The following is a 16,826-nucleotide window of genomic DNA, read 5'->3' as shown; positions in this document are numbered from 1 at the left end:
GACGATCATCGAGTAATTCAAGTCAGAGACCACAGGGGCATAGCTCAATTGGCAGAGCGTCGGTCTCCAAAACCGAAGGTTGGGGGTTCGAGACCCTCTGCCCCTGCCAGCGATCAGCGATAAGCGAACGTTGGTCCTAGTGGTCAAGCCAAGCCCGCGGGAGTTCTTCTCGGCGGGCTTTGGTGCTGGTGGGTTCTTCCGACGTGTGTCGGTTGAGCAATCGCCGAGGCGCTGAGCCTTGGCCGGAAGTGAGTTCAATGTCCAATCCTCAAGTCGAAACCGTGACGACCGGCGCCGACAAGGCCAAGCTGGCCGGCGCCGTGGCGCTGGTCATCGCGGCTGTTGTCGCCTTCTACGCGCTGAGCAAGCAAGGTCCGTGGGCGCAATGGGGCGTGCTGATCGTGCTGCTGGCCGCCGCCGTCGGCGCGTTCCTGACCTCGGAGTCCGGCAAGTCGCTGATCGCCTACGGTCAGGATTCGATCAAGGAAGTGGGCAAGGTGGTCTGGCCGACCCGCAAGGAAGCCGGCCAGATGACCTTGTACGTGTTCGCGTTCGTCGTGGTGATGGCGCTGTTCCTGTGGTTTACCGACAAGACGCTGGAATGGGTCCTGTACGACCTGATCCTGGGTTGGAAGCGCTGAGCGGCAGGGATTGAGAGGACCGAGATGAGCGAAGACCAAAACGTCGTGACGACCGAGTCGGGCATCCCGAAGCGCTGGTATGTGGTGCACGCCTACTCCGGCATGGAGAAGGCCGTCGAACGCAACCTGCGCGAACGCATCGACCGCGCTGGCATGCAGGACAAGTTCGGCCGCATCCTGGTGCCGACCGAAGAGGTCGTCGAGCTGAAGAATGGCAAGAAGGCCGTCACCGAGCGTCGCTTCTTCCCCGGCTATGTGCTGGTCGAGATGGTGATGGACGACGACAGCTGGCACCTGGTCAAGCACACGTCCAAGGTCACCGGCTTCGTCGGTGGTGCGAAGAATCGCCCGGCGCCGATCTCCGAAGCTGAGGTGATGAAGATCGTCAACCAGATGCAGGAAGGCGTGGACAAGCCGAAGCCGAAGGTTGAATGGATCGTCGGCGAGATCGTCCGTGTCAAGGAAGGTCCGTTCACCGACTTCAACGGCAGCATCGAGGAAGTCAACTATGACAAGTCGAAGCTGCGCGTGTCCGTGACCATCTTCGGTCGCGCGACGCCGGTGGAGCTGGACTTCGCCCAGGTCGAGAAGGTCTGACGGCTCGGCAATGACATGGCGGCTTCGGCCGCCATTGCTCGTTCCGGCCACGAAACAAGAGCCCGAAGGTGCTCGCCGGCGCAAGCCGCGAAATCTTCCGTGACCAGTCCGCAACGAGAGGTGGGCAAGAGGAGCGAGGGTAAGGCCGTCAGGATGAGCCCCTCGCGTTAGCACTCAGGCGAACCGGCGTGGCCGTCGGATCGCTCTCAGGAGAAATCATGGCCAAGAAGATTGTCGGCTTCATCAAGCTGCAAATCCCGGCTGGCAAGGCGAACCCGTCGCCTCCGGTCGGTCCCGCGCTGGGTCAGCGTGGTCTGAACATCATGGAATTCTGCAAGGCGTTCAACGCCCAGACGCAGAGCTATGAGCCGGGCCTCAAGCTGCCCGTCGTGATCACCGCCTTCGCGGACAAGAGCTTCACCTTCATCATCAAGTCGCCCCCGGCGACCGTGCTGCTGAAGAAGGCTGCCAAGATCGACAAGGGCTCGCAGCGCCCCCATCTGGACAAGGTCGGCAAGCTGACCCGCGCCCAGCTGGAAGAGATCGCCAAGACCAAGCAGAAGGACCTGACGGCCGCCGACATGGATGCCGCAGTCCGTACCATCGCCGGCTCCGCCCGTTCGATGGGCATCATCGTGGAGGGCATCTGACATGGCCAAGCTGACCAAGCGTCAACAAGCCCTGCAGGGCAAGGTGGAATCGACCAAGCTGTACGCGTTGTCCGACGCGATCAACCTGGTCAAGGAATGCGCCACCGCCAAGTTCGATGAAGCCATCGACGTGTCGATCCAACTGGGCGTCGACGCCAAGAAGTCGGACCAAGTCGTCCGTGGCGCTGTCGTGATGCCCAACGGCATCGGCAAGACCAAGCGTGTCGCCGTGTTCGCCCAAGGCGCCAAGGCTGAAGAAGCCAAGGCCGCCGGCGCCGACGTCGTCGGCATGGAAGACCTGGCCGAGCGCGTCAAGGCGGGCGACATGCCCTTCGACGTCGTGATCGCCTCGCCGGACACGATGCGTATCGTCGGTACCCTGGGTCAGATCCTGGGCCCGCGCGGCCTGATGCCGAACCCGAAGGTCGGCACCGTGACCCCGGACGTCGCCACCGCCGTCAAGAACGCCAAGGCTGGTCAAGTCCAGTTCCGCGTCGACAAGGCCGGCATCATCCACGGCACGATCGGCCGTCGCTCGTTCGACACCGAGAAGCTGGAAGGCAACCTGCGCGCGCTGGTCGAAGCTCTGAACAAGGCCAAGCCGGCCTCGAGCAAGGGCATCTACCTGCGCAAGGTCGCTGTCTCGTCGACGATGGGCGTTGGCGCCCGCGTGGACGTCGGCACGATCAACGCCGCCGCCGCTGCCTAAGCACGGCTCGGGCCGCCCGCGCGGCCCGACGCTTCAGATGAGGCGTCACGCGAGTCTGGCGTGACGCTGATGAATTGGTGGGCTGGCCGGAGCAATCCGGCCAGGTCATCCAAGACCGCTGGCGAGAGATCCCGCAGTACGGGGGAGATCGCTTAATCGGGGCTTCGGCTCCGGCCAGCGCAGATGGCGGTCCCGCTGAAAGGATACGGATCGCGAGGCTCAAGGGCATCGCGTTGGTTCCTGACAGAAGGTCGCTGATTCCGGTGCCTGAGCCGCGACGGTCAAACGTCGCGTCGAGGGCGTAATGTGAGGAGTAGACCTTGAGTCTCAATCGCAACGAGAAAGCAGCCGTCGTGTCCGACGTGGCAGCGCAAGCCGCCAAGTCCCAGACGCTGGCGCTGGCTGAGTACCGTGGCCTCACCGTTGAAGCCCTGAACAAGCTGCGCGTCGATGCGCGTGCCAAGGGTGTGTATCTTCACGTGCTGAAGAACACCCTGGCCCGTCGCGCCGTCGCCGGTACGTCGTTCGAGGCTGCTTCGGATGCCATGGTCGGCCCGCTGATCTACGGCTTTTCGGAAGACGCTGTCGCGGCTGCCAAAGTCATCGCTGACTTTGCCAAGACCAACGACAAGCTCGTCATCAAGGGTGGTGCCTACGGCGGCAAGGCTCTGGACGTCAATGGCGTGAAGGCGCTGGCGGCTGTCCCGAGCAAGGAAGTCCTGCTGTCGCAGATCGCCGGCCTGCTCAAGTCGCCGGTGCAACGCACCGCGGCCGTGCTGGCTGCCCTGGCTCAGCAGAAGGGCGGCGGCGCCGAAGCCGCGGCCGAAGCTCCTGCTGCCGCCTGATCGACGCTGCATTCGCGCAATCAATTCTTTCTGTATTTAGGAACCTATCATGGCATTCGACAAAGACGCTTTCCTGGCTGCCCTGGACAGCATGACCGTTCTGGAACTGAACGACCTGGTCAAGGCAATTGAAGAGAAGTTCGGCGTGTCCGCCGCTTCGATGGCTGCTCCCGCCGCTGGCGGCGCAGCTGGCGGTGGCGCTGCCGCTGCTGAAGAGAAGACCGAGTTCACCGTGGTCCTGGCTGACGCCGGCGCCCAGAAGGTCTCGGTCATCAAGGCCGTTCGCGAAATCACCGGCCTGGGCCTGAAGGAAGCCAAGGACCTGGTCGACGGCGCTCCGAAGCCCGTCAAGGAAGGCATCTCCAAGGCCGACGCCGAAGCTGCCAAGAAGAAGCTGGAAGAAGCCGGCGCCAAGGTCGAACTCAAGTAAGACCTTGTTGGGATCGGATGGCTTGTTCCTCCGCTCCCGCACCGCGAGAGGGGCGGCCCGTCAGGGCCTCCCCTTTCCTCGTTTCAGGGTATGCCCCGGTGAGATGCGGGTTGACAAAGAGCAATCGAAAGCATCGTGCTGTATCATGCACGGTTCTTTCGAGTGTTCTCTGATCCGACTGCAGAGAACGGTTTGGTCGGACCGCGGTCCAATCGTGCGTCATGCGTGGGGTGCAACGCCCTCAGTGACGCCCGGTGCCCCGGGGTTGTCCGCCAGCGGTTGGTAGTGGCCAACCACCAAGCTTCGGGTGCAACGCCCGAACAGCCAGTCGCCGACGCAGCGCGCCTCCAGGCCAGGGGTGCGCTCGACACGGAGTCTTTATGGCGCAAGCAACCCCCTACAGCTACACCGAGCGCAAGCGAATCCGCAAGAGCTTCGGCAAGCGCGTGAGCGTGCTCAACGTTCCGTACCTGCTGACGATGCAGAAGGAGTCGTACGTCGGCTTCCTGCAAAAGGATGTCGCTCCCCTGAAGCGCAAACCGGAAGGCCTCCAAGCCGCCTTCCTCTCCACCTTCCCGATCGTGTCGCACAACGGGTTCGTGGAAATGAAGTTCCTCGAATTCAACATCGCCAAGCCGCCGTTCGACGTTCGCGAATGCCAGCAGCGCGGTCTGACCTTCGCCGCGGCTGTTCGCGCGAAGCTGCAGATGATCATCTATGACCGGGAAAGCCCCCAGCCGAAGACGGTCAAGGAGATCAAGGAGCAAGAGGTCTACATGGGCGAAGTGCCGCTCATGACCGACTACGGCTCGTTCATCATCAACGGCACCGAGCGCGTCATCGTCTCGCAGCTGCACCGTTCGCCCGGCGTGTTCTTCGAGCACGACAAGGGCAAGACGCACTCGTCTGGCAAGCTGCTGTTCTCGGCGCGCATCATCCCCTACCGCGGCTCCTGGCTGGACTTCGAGTTCGACCCGAAGGACATCCTGTACTTCCGCGTCGACCGTCGCCGCAAGATGCCGGTCACGATCCTGCTCAAGGCCATCGGCCTGAATCCCGAGCAGATCCTGGCGCACTTCTTCGTCTTCGACAATTTCCGCCTGATGGATTCGGGCGCCCAGATGGAGTTCGTGGCCGAACGCCTGAAGGGTGAAGTCGCGCGTTTCGACATCACCGACAAGAGCGGCAACGTCCTGGTCGAGAAGGACAAGCGCATCACTGCTCGCCACGTGCGTCAGCTGGAGCAGTCCGGCACGCAGCACGTGACCGTGCCGGAAGACTTCCTGCTGGGTCGCGTCCTGGCGAAGAACATGGTCGATCCGGACACCGGCGAGATCATCGCGAAGGCCAACGAAGAGCTGACCGACTCGCTGCTGAAGAAGCTGCGCGGCGCCGGCATCAAGGACATCCAGTGCCTGTTCACGAATGAACTGGACGAGGGTGCCTACATCAGCCAGACGCTGGCCTCGGACGAGACCGCCGATCAGCTCGCCGCCCGTGTCGCCATCTACCGCATGATGCGCCCCGGCGAGCCGCCGACGGAAGACGCGGTCGAGGCGCTGTTCAACCGCCTGTTCTACAGCGACGACACGTACGACCTGTCGCGCGTCGGCCGGATGAAGTTCAACGCCCGCGTGGGCCGCGACATCCCGACCGGTGCGATGACCCTGTCGAACGAGGACATCCTCGACGTCGTCAAGATCCTGGTCGAGCTGCGCAATGGCCGCGGCGAGGTCGATGACATCGACCACCTGGGCAACCGTCGCGTCCGTTGCGTCGGCGAACTGGCCGAGAACCAGTACCGCTCGGGGTTGGCCCGTATCGAGAAGGCCGTCAAGGAACGTCTGGGCCAGGCCGAGACCGAAGCCCTGATGCCGCACGACCTGATCAACTCCAAGCCGATTTCCGCGGCGCTGAAGGAGTTCTTCGGTGCGTCGCAGCTGTCGCAGTTCATGGACCAGACCAACCCGCTGTCCGAGATCACGCACAAGCGTCGTGTCTCCGCACTGGGCCCGGGCGGTCTGACCCGCGAACGCGCCGGCTTCGAAGTCCGCGACGTGCACCCGACCCACTACGGCCGTGTCTGCCCGATCGAAACGCCGGAAGGCCCGAACATCGGTCTGATCAACTCGCTGGCGCTGTATGCGCGCCTGAACGAGTACGGCTTCCTGGAGACGCCGTATCGCCGCGTCGTGGATTCGAAGGTCACGGACCAGATCGACTACCTGTCGGCCATCGAGGAAGGCAAGTACGTCATCGCCCAGGCGAACGCGTCGTTGAACGACGCGGGCCAACTGGTCGACGAGCTGGTCTCCGCGCGTGAGAACGGCGACTCGGTGCTGACCTCGCCCGAGCGCATCCAGTACATGGACGTGGCGCCGACGCAGATCGTGTCGGTGGCGGCGTCGCTGGTGCCGTTCCTGGAGCACGACGACGCGAACCGCGCGTTGATGGGCGCCAACATGCAGCGTCAGGCCGTCCCGACCCTGCGTCCGGAGAAGGCCTTCGTCGGCACGGGCGTCGAGCGCGTGGCCGCGAAGGACTCGGGCACGGTGGTGGCCGCGCGTCGTGGTGGCGTGGTCGATTACGTCGACACGAACCGCATCGTGATCCGCGTGAACGACGACGAGACCGTGGCCGGTGAAGTCGGTGTCGACATCTACAACCTGATCAAGTATCAGCGTAGCAACCAGAACACCAACATCCATCAGCGTCCGATCGTCAAGCGTGGCGACCGCGTCGCCGCGGAAGACATCATCGCCGACGGCGCCTCGACCGACCTGGGTGAACTGGCTCTGGGCCAGAACATGCTGGTCGCGTTCATGCCGTGGAACGGCTACAACTTCGAAGACTCGATCCTGATCTCCGAACGCGTGGTGGCCGAAGACCGCTACACCTCGATCCACATCGAGGAACTGGTGGTCATGGCGCGTGACACGAAGCTGGGCTCTGAGGAAATCACCCGCGACATCCCGAACCTGAGCGAACAGCAACTGGCTCGTCTGGACGAATCCGGCATCGTGTACATCGGTGCGGAAGTGAACCCGGGCGACGTGCTGGTCGGCAAGGTCACGCCCAAGGGCGAGACCACGCTGACGCCGGAAGAGAAGCTGCTGCGCGCCATCTTCGGCGAGAAGGCTTCGGACGTGAAGGACACGTCGCTGCGCGTGGACCAGGGCACCAACGGCACGGTCATCGACGTGCAGGTGTTCACCCGCGAAGGCATCCAGCGCGACAAGCGCGCCCAGCAGATCATCGACGACGAGCTGAAGCGCTTCCGCCTGGACCTGAACGACCAGCTGCGCATCGTGGAAGCCGACGCGTTCGACCGCGTCGAGAAGCTGCTGACCGGCAAGGTCGCCAACGGTGGTCCCAAGAAGATCACCAAGGGCACCGTCATCTCCAAGGACTACCTGGCCGAGGTCGAGAAGTTCCACTGGTTCGACGTCCGTCCCGCCGAGGACGACGTGGCCAACCAGCTGGAATCGATCAAGAACTCGCTGGAGCAGACCCGTCACAGCTTCGACCTCGCCTATGACGAGAAGCGCAAGAAGCTGACGCAAGGCGACGAGCTGCCGGCCGGCGTGCTGAAGATGGTCAAGGTGTACCTGGCCGTCAAGCGTCGTCTGCAGCCTGGCGACAAGATGGCCGGCCGTCACGGCAACAAGGGTGTCGTGTCCAAGATCACCCCGATCGAAGACATGCCCTACATGGCCGACGGCACGCCCGCCGACATCGTGCTGAACCCCCTGGGCGTCCCCTCGCGGATGAACGTGGGTCAGGTGCTGGAAGTCCACCTGGGCTGGGCCGGCAAGGGCATTGGTCAACGCATCGGCGACATGCTCCAGCGCGAGGCCCGCGTGGCCGAGCTGCGCGACTTCATGGACCAGCTGTTCAACCAGAACGGCGGCAAGTCCGAGGATCTGGCGCAGCTGAGCGACGAGGAAGTCCTGGGCATGGCTCGCAACCTGCAGCACGGCGCCACCTTCTCGACGCCCGTCTTCGACGGCGCCAAGGAGCAGGAAATCCGCGCGATGCTGAAGCTGGCCTATCCGGACGACATCGCCGCGAAGAAGGGCCTCACGGCCAGCCGCACGCAGGCCTTCCTGTATGACGGCCGTACCGGCGAGCAGTTCGAGCGCCCGACCACGATCGGCTACATGCACGTCCTGAAGCTGCATCACCTGGTCGACGACAAGATGCACGCCCGCTCGACCGGCCCGTACTCGCTGGTCACGCAGCAGCCGCTGGGTGGTAAGGCGCAGTTCGGCGGCCAGCGTTTCGGTGAGATGGAAGTCTGGGCGCTGGAAGCCTACGGCGCCTCGTACATCCTGCAGGAAATGCTGACGGTGAAGTCCGACGACGTGAACGGCCGTACCAAGGTGTACGAGTCCATCGTCAAGGGCGAGCACTCGATCGAAGCCGGCATGCCCGAGTCGTTCAATGTGCTGGTGAAGGAAATCCGTTCGCTGGGCATCGACATCGAGCTCGAGCGCAACTAAAGGGAACAGGAGAAACGTATGAAGGGTTTGTTGGACCTGTTCAAGCAATTCACGCCGGACGAGCACTTCGACGCGATCAAGATCGGGCTGGCCTCGCCCGAGAAGATCCGTTCGTGGTCCTTCGGTGAAGTGAAGAAGCCTGAGACCATCAACTACCGGACGTTCAAGCCGGAACGTGATGGCCTGTTCTGCGCCAAGATCTTCGGCCCGATCAAGGACTACGAGTGCCTGTGCGGCAAGTACAAGCGCCTGAAGCACCGTGGCGTGATCTGCGAGAAGTGCGGCGTCGAAGTCACCCAGACCAAGGTGCGCCGTGAGCGCATGGGCCACATCGAGCTGGCCGCTCCTTGCGCGCACATCTGGTTCCTGAAGTCGCTCCCGTCGCGTCTGGGCATGGTGCTCGACATGACGCTGCGCGACATCGAACGCGTGCTGTACTTCGAGGCGTATGTCGTCGTCGACCCGGGCATGACCCCGCTGAAGAAGTTCAGCATCATGTCCGAGGACGATTACGACGCGAAGCGCGTCGAGTACGGTGACGAGTTCATCGCGCTGATGGGCGCCGAAGGCATCCAGAAGCTGCTGGCGGAAATGGATCTCGACGTCGAGATCGACCGCCTGCGCAACGACATGACCGGCTCCGAGCTGAAGATCAAGAAGAACTCCAAGCGCCTCAAGGTGATGGAGGCCTTCAAGCGCTCGGGCATCAAGCCGAACTGGATGGTGCTGGAAGTGCTGCCGGTGCTGCCGCCGGACCTGCGTCCGCTGGTGCCGCTGGACGGCGGTCGTTTCGCGACCTCCGACCTGAACGACCTCTATCGTCGCGTCATCAACCGCAACAACCGCCTGGCCCGTCTGCTCGAGCTGAAGGCCCCTGAGATCATCGTGCGCAACGAAAAGCGCATGCTGCAGGAAGCCGTCGACTCGCTGCTGGACAACGGCCGCCGCGGCAAGGCGATGACCGGCGCGAACAAGCGTGCCCTGAAGTCGCTGGCCGACATGATCAAGGGCAAGAGCGGTCGCTTCCGTCAGAACTTGCTGGGCAAGCGGGTGGACTACTCGGGCCGTTCGGTCATTACCGTGGGCCCGACGCTCAAGCTGCACCAGTGCGGTCTGCCGAAGCTGATGGCGCTGGAGCTGTTCAAGCCCTTCATCTTCTCGCGCCTGGAAGCGATGGGCATCGCGACCACGATCAAGGCCGCGAAGAAGGAAGTCGAGAGCGGCACCCCGGTGGTCTGGGACATCCTGGAAGAGGTCATCAAGGAGCACCCGGTTCTGCTGAACCGCGCTCCGACGCTGCACCGTCTGGGCATCCAGGCCTTCGAGCCGGTCCTGATCGAAGGCAAGGCGATCCAGCTGCACCCGCTGGTCTGCGCGGCGTTCAACGCCGACTTCGACGGTGACCAGATGGCCGTCCACGTGCCGCTGTCGATCGAAGCACAGATGGAAGCCCGCGTCCTGATGCTGGCCTCCAACAACGTGCTGTTCCCGGCCTCCGGCGAACCGTCGATCGTTCCTTCGCAGGACGTGGTGCTGGGTCTGTACTACGCGACCCGCGAGCGCACGAACGGCAAGGGCGAGGGCATGGTCTTCACGGACATCCCCGAGATGATCCGCGCGCTGGAGAACGGCGCGGTGGAGATCACCGCCAAGATCAGCGTCCGCCTGACCGAGTACACCAAGGACAAGGACACGGGCGAGTGGATCCCCGAGACCAAGCTGGTGGACACGACCGTCGGTCGCGCGCTGCTGTCCGAGATCCTTCCGAAGGGCCTCCCGTTCAGCAACATCAACAAGGCGCTGAAGAAGAAGGAAATCTCGCGCCTGATCAACACGTCCTTCCGCAAGTGCGGCCTGAAGGAAACCGTGGTGCTGGCAGACAAGCTGCTGCAGTCCGGTTTCAAGCTGGCCACGCGCGCCGGCATCTCGATCGCCATCGACGACATGCTGGTCCCGAAGCAGAAGGCCGAGCTGATCGACCGCGCCGAGAAGGAAGTCAAGGAGATCGAGCAGCAGTACGTCTCGGGTCTCGTGACCGCCGGCGAGCGCTACAACAAGGTCGTCGACATCTGGGGCAAGACCGGTGACGAGGTCGGCAAGGTCATGATGTCGCAGCTGTCCAAGGAAAAGATCCTGGACCGCAACGGCAAGGAAGTGGAGCAGGAGTCCTTCAACTCCATCTACATGATGGCCGACTCGGGCGCGCGGGGTTCCGCGGCCCAGATCCGTCAGCTGGCCGGCATGCGCGGCCTGATGGCGAAGCCGGACGGCTCCATCATCGAGACCCCTATCACGGCGAACTTCCGCGAAGGCCTGAACGTTCTGCAGTACTTCATCTCCACCCACGGTGCTCGCAAGGGCCTGGCGGACACGGCGCTGAAGACCGCGAACTCCGGTTACCTGACGCGTCGTCTGGTGGACGTGACGCAGGATCTGGTCGTGACCGAATCCGATTGCGGCACCGACAACGGCATCAACATGCGCGCCCTGGTGGAAGGCGGTGAAGTGATCGAGTCCCTGCGTGACCGCATCCTGGGTCGCGTGGCCGCCATCGACGTCGTCCATCCGGAGACGCAAGCGGTCCTGCTGACGGCCGGCAACATGCTGGACGAGGACACGCTGGACGTGCTGGAAGCCGCGGGCGTCGACGAGGTCAAGGTCCGCACGCCGCTGACCTGCGGCACGCGCTTCGGCCTGTGCGCCAAGTGCTATGGCCGCGACCTGGGTCGCGGCGGCATGGTCAACACCGGTGAAGCCGTGGGCGTCATCGCCGCGCAGTCGATCGGTGAGCCGGGCACCCAGCTGACGATGCGTACCTTCCACATCGGTGGTGCGGCGTCGCGTGCGGCGGTGGCCTCGAGCGTGGAAGCCAAGTCGGACGGCATCATCGGCTTCAACGCCACGATGCGCTACGTCACGAACGGCAAGGGCGAGCTGGTGGTGATTTCGCGTTCCGGCGAAATCGTGATCACCGACCCGCATGGCCGTGAGCGCGAGCGTCACAAGGTGCCTTACGGTGCCCTGCTGAACATCAAGGCTGACCAGACCATCAAGGCCGGCACGATCCTGGCGAACTGGGACCCGCTGACCCGCCCGATCATCACGGAATTCGCCGGTCAGGCGAAGTTCGAGAACGTCGAGGAAGGCGTCACCGTGGCCAAGCAGGTCGACGAAGTGACGGGTCTGTCCACGCTGGTCGTGATCGACCCGAAGCGCCGCGGCGCTGCCAAGGTCGTCCGTCCGCAGGTCAAGCTGCTGGATTCGAACGGCCAGGAAGTGAAGATCCCCGGCACCGACCACTCGGTGACGATCGGCTTCCAGGTCGGCTCGCTGGTTCAGATCCGCGACGGCCAAGATCTGGCACCGGGCGAAGTGCTTGCACGTATCCCGGTGGAAGGTCAGAAGACTCGCGACATTACCGGCGGTCTGCCGCGCGTGGCCGAGCTGTTCGAAGCCCGTTCTCCGAAGGACGCCGGCTTCCTGGCCGAGCAGACCGGTACGGTCTCGTTCGGTAAGGAAACCAAGGGCAAGGTCCGCCTCGAGATCACCGATCCGGAAGGCCGCAAGCACGAGCTGCTGGTGCCCAAGGAAAAGAACATCCTGGTCCACGAAGGCCAGGTGGTGAACCGTGGTGAACTGGTCGTCGACGGCCCGGCCGATCCGCAGGACATCCTGCGTCTGCTGGGTATCGAGGAACTGGCCCGCTACATCGTCGACGAAGTCCAGGACGTGTATCGACTCCAGGGCGTGAAGATCAACGACAAGCACATCGAGGTGATCGTTCGCCAGATGCTGCGTCGCGTGCAGATCACGAACCCGGGCGATTCGTCCTACATCGCCGGCGAGCAGGTCGAGCGCTCGGAACTGCTGGACACCAACGATCGCCTGCGCGGCGAGGGCAAGATGATCGCCACGCACGCCGACGTGCTGCTGGGTATCACGAAGGCCTCGCTGTCGACGGACTCGTTCATCTCCGCGGCGTCGTTCCAGGAAACGACCCGCGTGCTGACCGAAGCCGCGATCATGGGCAAGCGCGACGAGCTGCGCGGTCTGAAGGAGAACGTGATCGTGGGTCGTCTGATCCCGGCCGGTACCGGCATGGCCTTCCACCAGGCCCGCCGTGCCAAGGAAGAGATGGACGACGCCGAGCGCCGTTCCATCGCGATCCAGGAAGCCGAGGAAATGGCCGCGGTGCAGCTGTCCGCGCTCGACGCGGCCAGCGACGCGAGCTCCGGCGAGTAAGCCAAGCGATCCGAATCGAGTCGTCCGCGGCTCGATCCGAAGGCTGCCGTCCCGAAAGGGCGGCAGCCTTTTTTTCTTTGGTCCGCGAGAAGGCGGGGGGAGGAGGGCGCCTGGCTGAGCGCGCGTTCAGGCCGGAGTGTTCAGCTTCAGCCAGGCTGCCGGCGACAGGATGGGCAGACCGAGTCGGCCCGCACGCTTCGCGACCTTGAGCACGGCGCGATCGCGGGAAATCAGCCAGGTGGGCTGGGTCGCCGCCAGCGAGAGGCCCAGATCGATGAACTTCTGGTCGTCCGTGTCGCTGCAGCGAGGGCGGGCGATGCCCAGGGTGGGCTCGGGAAGGAGGCGGCAGTGCGCCTCGAAGGCGGCATGGATGTGGTTCACGTCCGGCGCATACCGCGCCGCGACGCCGCGACCGATCACGTGCAGCAGCTCGGCCCTCATGGCTTCCGTCGCGACCCAATGTAAGTGCCTGCTCTCAACTGAAGCGATGAGCAGCCTCAAGCTCGGTTCATCGAAGACCAGCCAGTCCATGACGACCTGGGTATCCAGGATCACCAGGCGATCGGCGGGGGGCGGAGATGCCGACGTTGACGGGAATGTGGTGGAAACGGCGTCGTTCATGGGGTTGCGGAGCATAGCGCCTTGTGCGAATCCGGTGGACTGGCCTACAATCGCCGGCTCTCCAGCATGTCTTGATGCGTCCAGGCTCCTCGATTCGGTCGGTGGCCTGGGTTGATGCGAGCGTGGTGCCGCAAGGTGCTGCGCTTTTGTCGCTTGTGGAAACGCCTGTTCTGGGCGCTTCGGCAAGGTCGGAACCGCTGGGGATGTGACTTCAAACGGGAACAAGTTACTTATGCCAACCATCAATCAGCTCGTGCGCCACGGTCGTGAGACCGAGGTGACGAAATCCAAGTCGCCGGCTATGCAGTCGTGCCCGCAGCGCCGTGGCGTCTGCACCCGCGTGTACACCACGACCCCGAAGAAGCCGAACTCGGCGCTTCGCAAGGTCGCCAAGGTGCGCCTGACCAACGGTTTCGAGGTCATCTCGTACATCGGCGGTGAAGGCCACAACCTGCAAGAACACAGCGTCGTGCTCGTGCGCGGCGGTCGTGTCAAGGACTTGCCGGGTGTGCGTTACCACATCGTCCGCGGTTCGTTGGACCTGCAGGGCGTCAAGGATCGCAAGCAATCGCGTTCCAAGTACGGCGCGAAGCGCCCGAAGAAGGCCTAATCAGCCAACGGTCTTGGTGGCCGAGAGGTCATCGATTTTTGCGGCCCGCGTGCTGGTGCACCGGTAGCCGAGTAAGTGGATCCCCCCAGATGTCGGTGGAGATCCGCGGCGGGGCGAGAGCCCTGACCAACTGAAGCATTGAAGGAAGAATCCCATGCCACGTCGTCGCGAAGTACCCAAGCGCGAAATCCTGCCGGACCCGAAGTTCGGTAGCGTCGATCTGTCCAAGTTCATGAACGTCATCATGGAATCGGGCAAGAAGGCTGTTGCAGAGCGCATCATTTATGGCGCCCTGGAGCAAGTCGAGCAGAAGTCCGGCAAGGATCCGCTCGAGATCTTCATGATCGCGATCAACAACGTGAAGCCCATGGTCGAAGTGAAGTCCCGTCGCGTTGGCGGCGCGAACTACCAAGTTCCCGTGGAAGTTCGCCCCGTCCGCCGTCTGGCTCTGGCCATGCGTTGGTTGAAGGAATCGGCGCGCAAGCGCGGTGAGAAGTCGATGGCCCAACGTCTGGCCAACGAACTGCTGGAGGCCTCGGAAGGCCGTGGTGGCGCGATGAAGAAGCGCGACGAAGTCCACCGCATGGCAGACGCCAACAAGGCGTTCTCGCACTTCCGCTTCTAATCAAGACCTCTCTGGCCGCCTCGGGTTACTACTGACCCGATGGCGGCTCCATGCATTTGGAGTGACACCATGTCCCGCAAGACCCCCATCGAGCGCTACCGCAATATCGGTATCTCGGCGCACATCGATGCCGGTAAGACCACGACGACCGAGCGCATCCTTTACTACACCGGTGTGAACCACAAGATCGGTGAAGTGCACGACGGCGCTGCCACGATGGACTGGATGGAGCAGGAACAAGAGCGCGGCATCACGATCACGTCGGCCGCGACGACCTGCTTCTGGAAGGGCATGGACATGTCCTACCCCGAGCATCGCTTCAACATCATCGACACCCCTGGACACGTGGACTTCACCATTGAAGTCGAGCGTTCGATGCGCGTGCTGGACGGTGCTTGCATGGTTTATTGCGCCGTGGGTGGCGTGCAGCCCCAGTCGGAAACCGTCTGGCGCCAGGCCAACAAGTACAAGGTGCCCCGCCTCGCGTTCGTCAACAAGATGGACCGTACCGGCGCGAACTTCTTCAAGGTCGTCGACCAGATGAAGACTCGCCTGAAGGCCAACCCCGTGCCCGTGGTGATCCCCATCGGCGCCGAGGAAAACTTCAAGGGCGTGGTGGACCTCTTCAAGATGAAGGCCATCATCTGGGACGAAGCCTCCCAGGGCATGAAGTTCACCTTCGAAGACATCCCGGCTGACCTGGTCGAAGTTGCCCAGGAATGGCGCGAGAAGATGGTCGAGGCCGCGGCTGAGGCCACCGAAGAGCTGATGAACAAGTACCTCGAGACGGGCGACCTGACCGAGGAAGAGATCAAGATCGCGATCCGCAAGCGGACCATCGCGACCGAGATTCAGCCGATGCTGTGCGGCACCGCCTTCAAGAACAAGGGTGTGCAGCGCATGCTGGACGCCGTCATCGACTTCCTGCCCTCGCCGCTGGACATTCCGCCGGTCTCGGGCACGGACGAAGACGACCAGCCGATCACCCGCGAGCGCACCGACGAAGAGAAGTTCTCGGCGCTGGCCTTCAAGCTGATGACCGACCCGTATGTCGGTCAGCTGACCTTCGTGCGTGTGTACTCGGGCGTGCTGCAGTCGGGCGCGACCGTCTACAACCCGGTCCGCGGTAAGAAGGAGCGTATCGGCCGTATCCTGCAGATGCACGCCAACCAGCGTGAAGAAATCAAGGAAATTCTGGCGGGCGACATCGCGGCTTGCGTTGGTCTGAAGGACGTCACCACGGGCGAAACCCTGTGCGACCCCGACAGCATCATCACGCTGGAGCGCATGGTGTTCCCGGAGCCGGTGATCTCGCAGGCTGTCGAACCGAAGACCAAGGCTGACCAGGAAAAGATGGGTATCGCGCTGGGCCGTCTGGCCGCCGAAGACCCGTCCTTCCGTCTGCGTACCGACGAAGAATCCGGCCAGACCATCATTTCCGGCATGGGCGAGCTCCATCTGGAAATCATCGTCGACCGCATGAAGCGCGAGTTCAGCGTTGAAGCCAACGTCGGCAAGCCGCAGGTTGCTTACCGCGAAACCATTCGCAAGTCGGTCACCGACGTCGAAGGCAAGTTCGTGCGTCAGTCCGGCGGTAAGGGCCAGTATGGTCACGTCGTGTTCTCGGTCGAACCGCAAGAGCCGGGCAAGGGCTTCGAGTTCGTCGACGCGATCAAGGGCGGTGTGGTTCCTCGCGAATTCATCCCCGCGGTCGAGAAGGGTGTCATCGACTCCCTGCCGAACGGCGTGCTGGCCGGCTACCCGGTCGTGGACGTGAAGGTCACGCTGACCTTCGGTTCGTACCACGACGTGGACTCGAACGAGAACGCGTTCAAGATGGCCGCCTCGATGGGCTTCAAGGAAGCCTGCCGTCGCGCCAGCCCGGTCATCCTCGAGCCGATGATGGCCGTGGAAGTCGAAACGCCGGAAGACTATGCTGGTACGGTGATGGGCGACCTGTCCAGCCGTCGCGGCATGGTGCAAGGCATGGACGACATGGTCGGCGGCGGCAAGATCATCAAGGCAGAGGTTCCTCTGTCCGAGATGTTCGGCTACTCGACCTCGCTGCGTTCGGCCACGCAAGGCCGCGCGACGTACACGATGGAGTTCAAGCACTACAGCGAAGCTCCGAAGAACGTCGCCGACGCGATCATCACCGCTCGCGCGAAGTGATGAATGGAGCCAGTGCCTCAGGGCGCTGGCTCATGTGTTTCTCGATCATCGAATCGTCTTCGCAGTGACGCCTCCCGGTTGCCGGTCGCCGGGATTTCAGGATGCTGCGGAAACGCTAAACCAACAGACCGGGCAAATGCTCTTTTTGGAGAATTGAAATGGCAAAGGGTAAGTTCGAACGG

Annotated in this window: 12 protein-coding genes and 1 tRNA gene; 12 read left to right on the top strand and 1 reads right to left on the bottom strand. The window is 63.2% G+C overall.

Features of this window, described 5'->3' with window-relative positions:
* Nucleotides 1-33 precede the first annotated feature (33 nt).
* From MCHT01_RS25200 to rpoC, 9 genes are all read left to right on the top strand, one after another.
* A tRNA-Trp gene (locus MCHT01_RS25200) sits at nucleotides 34-109 on the top strand.
* A 148-nt stretch (nucleotides 110-257) separates the two neighbouring features.
* Nucleotides 258-641, top strand: a complete 384-nt coding sequence (gene secE / locus MCHT01_RS25195) for a preprotein translocase subunit SecE (protein WP_067070512.1) — start codon at nucleotides 258-260, stop codon at nucleotides 639-641.
* A 24-nt stretch (nucleotides 642-665) separates the two neighbouring features.
* Entirely contained in the window at nucleotides 666-1,238 is a 573-nt protein-coding gene (gene nusG, locus MCHT01_RS25190) for a transcription termination/antitermination protein NusG (RefSeq protein WP_067070511.1), read from the top strand.
* Nucleotides 1,239-1,456: 218 nt separating this feature from the next.
* The gene (rplK, locus tag MCHT01_RS25185; protein WP_067070507.1) at nucleotides 1,457-1,888 is read left to right on the top strand and encodes a 50S ribosomal protein L11; all 432 of its coding nucleotides are present in this window, start codon (nucleotides 1,457-1,459) and stop codon (nucleotides 1,886-1,888) included.
* 1 nt (nucleotide 1,889) lies between these two features.
* A complete protein-coding gene (rplA, locus tag MCHT01_RS25180; RefSeq protein WP_067070505.1) occupies nucleotides 1,890-2,597 on the top strand; it encodes a 50S ribosomal protein L1 in 708 nt (235 codons plus the stop codon).
* Between the two features lie 320 nt (nucleotides 2,598-2,917).
* On the top strand, nucleotides 2,918-3,442 hold the full coding sequence (gene rplJ, locus MCHT01_RS25175; RefSeq protein WP_067070503.1) for a 50S ribosomal protein L10: 525 nt from the start codon (nucleotides 2,918-2,920) through the stop codon (nucleotides 3,440-3,442).
* A gap of 49 nt (nucleotides 3,443-3,491) precedes the next feature.
* On the top strand, nucleotides 3,492-3,872 hold the full coding sequence (gene rplL, locus MCHT01_RS25170) for a 50S ribosomal protein L7/L12 (RefSeq protein ID WP_067070500.1): 381 nt from the start codon (nucleotides 3,492-3,494) through the stop codon (nucleotides 3,870-3,872).
* Between the two features lie 380 nt (nucleotides 3,873-4,252).
* Complete coding sequence (gene rpoB / locus MCHT01_RS25165) at nucleotides 4,253-8,374, top strand: DNA-directed RNA polymerase subunit beta (RefSeq protein WP_067070497.1); 4,122 nt, start codon at nucleotides 4,253-4,255, stop codon at nucleotides 8,372-8,374.
* An 18-nt stretch (nucleotides 8,375-8,392) separates the two neighbouring features.
* Nucleotides 8,393-12,616, top strand: coding sequence for a DNA-directed RNA polymerase subunit beta' (gene rpoC, locus MCHT01_RS25160; RefSeq protein ID WP_067070495.1), 4,224 nt, complete (start codon nucleotides 8,393-8,395; stop codon nucleotides 12,614-12,616).
* Between the two features lie 126 nt (nucleotides 12,617-12,742).
* Here the strand turns inward: rpoC and MCHT01_RS25910 are convergent, their stop codons facing one another.
* On the bottom strand, nucleotides 12,743-13,237 hold the full coding sequence (locus tag MCHT01_RS25910; protein WP_169806214.1) for a PIN domain-containing protein: 495 nt from the start codon (nucleotides 13,235-13,237) through the stop codon (nucleotides 12,743-12,745).
* 232 nt (nucleotides 13,238-13,469) lie between these two features.
* On the opposite strand from MCHT01_RS25910, the gene rpsL reads away from it, so the two are divergent.
* From rpsL to fusA, 3 genes are all read left to right on the top strand, one after another.
* Nucleotides 13,470-13,847 (top strand): 30S ribosomal protein S12, encoded by a 378-nt coding sequence (gene rpsL / locus MCHT01_RS25150; protein WP_058933591.1) that lies wholly within the window; start codon nucleotides 13,470-13,472, stop codon nucleotides 13,845-13,847.
* A 154-nt stretch (nucleotides 13,848-14,001) separates the two neighbouring features.
* Nucleotides 14,002-14,472 carry a 30S ribosomal protein S7 gene (gene rpsG / locus MCHT01_RS25145; RefSeq protein ID WP_067070490.1) on the top strand — a complete coding sequence of 157 codons (471 nt, stop codon included), beginning with the start codon at nucleotides 14,002-14,004 and terminating at the stop codon, nucleotides 14,470-14,472.
* Between the two features lie 69 nt (nucleotides 14,473-14,541).
* Entirely contained in the window at nucleotides 14,542-16,644 is a 2,103-nt protein-coding gene (gene fusA / locus MCHT01_RS25140; RefSeq protein WP_067070487.1) for an elongation factor G, read from the top strand.
* The last annotated feature ends 182 nt before the right edge of the window (nucleotides 16,645-16,826 follow it).

Origin of the sequence: Mitsuaria chitosanitabida ATCC BAA-476 = NBRC 102408 (genome assembly GCF_001598255.1) — a bacterium.
In the GTDB taxonomy this organism is placed as follows: domain Bacteria; phylum Pseudomonadota; class Gammaproteobacteria; order Burkholderiales; family Burkholderiaceae_C; genus Roseateles; species Roseateles chitosanitabidus.
The sequence above is the reverse complement of the archived record's forward strand: the minus strand, read 5'-3'. Positions and strand labels throughout refer to the sequence as shown.

Bases quoted from the DNA above. Each gene is read 5' to 3' on its own strand.
- rpoB (WP_067070497.1), top strand. From the start codon at position 4,253: ATGGCGCAAGCAACCCCCTACAGCTACACCGAGCGCAAGCGAATCCGC.
- MCHT01_RS25910 (WP_169806214.1), bottom strand. From the start codon at position 13,237: ATGAACGACGCCGTTTCCACCACATTCCCGTCAACGTCGGCATCTCCG.
- rplL (WP_067070500.1), top strand. From the start codon at position 3,492: ATGGCATTCGACAAAGACGCTTTCCTGGCTGCCCTGGACAGCATGACC.
- rpsG (WP_067070490.1), top strand. From the start codon at position 14,002: ATGCCACGTCGTCGCGAAGTACCCAAGCGCGAAATCCTGCCGGACCCG.
- rpsL (WP_058933591.1), top strand. From the start codon at position 13,470: ATGCCAACCATCAATCAGCTCGTGCGCCACGGTCGTGAGACCGAGGTG.
- fusA (WP_067070487.1), top strand. From the start codon at position 14,542: ATGTCCCGCAAGACCCCCATCGAGCGCTACCGCAATATCGGTATCTCG.
- secE (WP_067070512.1), top strand. From the start codon at position 258: ATGTCCAATCCTCAAGTCGAAACCGTGACGACCGGCGCCGACAAGGCC.
- rpoC (WP_067070495.1), top strand. From the start codon at position 8,393: ATGAAGGGTTTGTTGGACCTGTTCAAGCAATTCACGCCGGACGAGCAC.
- nusG (WP_067070511.1), top strand. From the start codon at position 666: ATGAGCGAAGACCAAAACGTCGTGACGACCGAGTCGGGCATCCCGAAG.
- rplK (WP_067070507.1), top strand. From the start codon at position 1,457: ATGGCCAAGAAGATTGTCGGCTTCATCAAGCTGCAAATCCCGGCTGGC.
- rplA (WP_067070505.1), top strand. From the start codon at position 1,890: ATGGCCAAGCTGACCAAGCGTCAACAAGCCCTGCAGGGCAAGGTGGAA.